Source organism: Microbacterium sp. CPCC 204701 (genome assembly GCF_004010105.1).
Taxonomy (GTDB): Bacteria; Actinomycetota; Actinomycetes; order Actinomycetales; family Microbacteriaceae; genus Microbacterium.
On the sequence record NZ_RRYE01000376.1, the window covers coordinates 1 to 2,810 of the forward strand.

Below are 2,810 nucleotides of genomic sequence, written 5' to 3' on the forward strand. Positions count from 1 at the left end.
GGCGCGCAGCGCCTCCACGCGCGCCGACGGGTCGAGGCCCTGCCCGGTGAGCCGGTCCCGGTACGCGTCCAGCACGGCGAGCGAGTCGGCGTAGCGCGCCGAGCGCGCGAGGGCGAGCGCGAGCAATCGCACCGGCCGCTCGTGCAGCGGGTGACGCTCCACGGTTCCCGCGAGCACGGCGGTGGCGAGGCTGTCGTCGCCGAGCTCGATCGCCGCCTCGGCGAGGTCCTCGTCGAGCAGCCGCCGCTCCTCGAAGTGCTCGGCGCGCACGCGTGCGACGAACGGGAAGCCGCCGAGGTCTGCGAGCGGCTCTTGCGACGCGATCCTCGCCAGATCGACCAGGCGAGCCAGGTGCTGCTCGGCGTCGGTGATCTGCGCCGCCTGCGCGAGGTCGTCGCGGAATCGCGTCAGGTCGACCCGATCCCGGGGCATGTCGATGAGGTAGCCGCCGCGGGCGCCGACGATGGCAGAGCCGAGTCCCGCCGCCCGCAGCCGCGACAGATGCGCACGCAGTGTCGACACGACGTTCTCGGGAGGATCGGTCCACACGTCGGCGATGAGCGCCTCGGACGGCACGAGCTCGCGCGGCGTGGTCGCCAGGCGTGCGAGCAGGGCTCGCGGCAAGTCGCCGCGCACCGGCACGGCGGTCCCGTCGATGTGCAGCCCGAACGCCCCGAGCAGTTCGATGTCGATCCCCATGCGCGTCGGTCTCCTCCGGCTCGTCGTCTGTCAGGATGCTAGGCGCGCCGTGGCCCGCGCCGCCGGGCGCGGGTCACGCTGCAATCCTGGTGCAATCGAGCGCGTGATGGCAGGACCGGCACCGCGGGTCATGCACGCAGACGAGCGGATGCCGCAGCACCGTGTGCTGCGGCATCCGCTCTGAATCTCATCGGGGTCAGAAAGCCGCCTGGAAGCTGCCGAGCGCGCGGTCGATCGCGGTGAAGTCGTCCTCGCTCAGCGCGGTGACCGCCAGCACGATCAGGTACTCGCCGTCGTTCGAGTACGCCGCGAGCATCAGGTAGTCCGCGGCGGTCTCGCCGCATCCGGTCCAGTACTGGAACACGCCGGAGTGGAGGTCGTCGGCGTATTCGTCGATCGCCTGCTGCGAGCAACCCGACTGCTGCAGGTAGTCCGCGGTCATCTGAAGCCACTCCTCGGGCTCGATCGTCGCGGTCGCTGCGGGTGCCGCCACGACCGAGACGCCCGGCACCGACCAGCCGCTCGCGAAGGCCGCGACGTCGGTGCTGGCATCGATGCGGGCCCACTGGCCGCCGCGCGGGTCGGTGTAGACGCTCGTGTCGATGCTCGACCAGGCCTCGGGCACGTCGACCGTCACGCTGCCGGTGTCGTCGACGACCGACACGAAGTCCGCTGCGGCGCTGCCGCCCGACGACGATCCGCCCGAGCTCGCGCCGGCCTCGCCCGCCACCGACATGCCCTCGACGGGCTCGCCGTTGAACTGGCCGGTGTAGTAGATGCCGTCGGCCGGCCGGTACAGCTCGACGCGGAGGGTCGCGTCCTGTCCGTGCGTGCGCAGCACGTCGCAGTAGTCGGCCATGGTGCCGTCGGTGCCGACGCTGACGCCCTCCATCTTGGTGATGAGGTCGCCGGGCTCGACGCCCGCCTCGTCGGCGGCCGACCCGGATGCGACGGAGTTCACCCAGATGCCCAGGCCCTCGCCCTCCTCCGTCGTGAGGCCGGTGCCGTTGATGCCGAGGCTCAGCACGCTCTCGCCCGCCGCGAGCTGATCCAGCACCTGCTGGACCTCGTCGCGATGAATCGCCAGGTTCTGGTCGTGCAGGTCGTTGCCTGCGTAGTTGACGCCGACGATCTTGCCCTCGGCGTCGACGAGCGGTCCGCCCGAGTTGCCGCCGCGGATGCGCGCATCGTGCTCGATGACGTGGTCGAGCGACGCCCACGGGGTGTCGACCGAGGTGTCGGCCTTCGAGACGATGCCGCGGGTCATGGTGAACTCGGGGTCGCCCAGCGGGAAGCCTGCCGCATACACGTCGGTGGCGGTGGTGATGTCGCCCTCGCGCCACGAGAAGTAGGGGTAGTCGTCGTCCTGCAGCTGGATGACCGCGAGGTCGAGGCACTCCGACGAGCCGAGCACCTTGGCGTTGAGCGTCTCGGACGTGTCGCCGCCGCGCCACACCTTGAGCGTGCCGGCGCCGACGACGACGTGATTGTTGGTGACGGCGAGCCCGTTCTCGTCGATGAGGAAGCCCGAACCGCGGCCGGCGGCCTCGTAGCCGCCCATCTCGGGCGACACGAACGTGCCGACGGCTTCGATCTGGATGGTGGCGGACTGGATGTCGTCGAAGCCGACACCCCCGGCGGACCCGGCCTCGGCGCCCTGAGGCGTCCCGACGGTGAAAGACATGCAGCCGGTCAGCGCGAGCGCCGACGTGGCCGTGAGGGCGGCACCCGCGAGAGCGAGGCCGCGGCGTGAGCGGTGTGTGGTCGTGTTCATGGTTGAGGACGCTATTGGCGTGCAACGAACCGCCGGACCGAGGATTGCGCCGTGCAACCGGCGTGCAATCCGATGTGCTCCGCCAAGCCGAAGAGCGGGCCGCGATCGACCGATCGCAGCCCGCTCCCGGGTACGGCGGGTCAGCTCGCCGCGACCACCTCAGCGACGACATCGCCGTACATCCTCACCGCGTCGGTGAAATCGTCGGTCGGCCCGACGCACTCCTCGCTCTGCGAGGTGTCGCACCCCGACGCGAGGAACGCCTCTCCCGCCTCCGCGACCGCGGCCGCGGAGGCGCGCAGCTCGTCGCCGAGCGCGCCCGCCGGCACGTCGGCCG

The 2,810-nt window shown here is 71.4% G+C and carries 3 protein-coding genes; all 3 read right to left on the reverse strand.

What is annotated here, in order from left to right:
* Positions 1-699 (reverse strand): AfsR/SARP family transcriptional regulator (locus tag EIO58_RS15605; protein WP_240658930.1); only part of this gene is annotated, 699 nt, incomplete at its 3' end.
* A 196-nt stretch (positions 700-895) separates the two neighbouring features.
* Positions 896-2,473: a S1C family serine protease gene (locus EIO58_RS15610; protein ID WP_127820279.1), complete on the reverse strand. Its 1,578-nt coding sequence runs from the start codon at positions 2,471-2,473 to the stop codon at positions 896-898.
* A gap of 140 nt (positions 2,474-2,613) precedes the next feature.
* Positions 2,614-2,810: hypothetical protein (locus EIO58_RS18965; RefSeq protein WP_164861767.1), on the reverse strand; the 197-nt coding region annotated here is incomplete at its 5' end.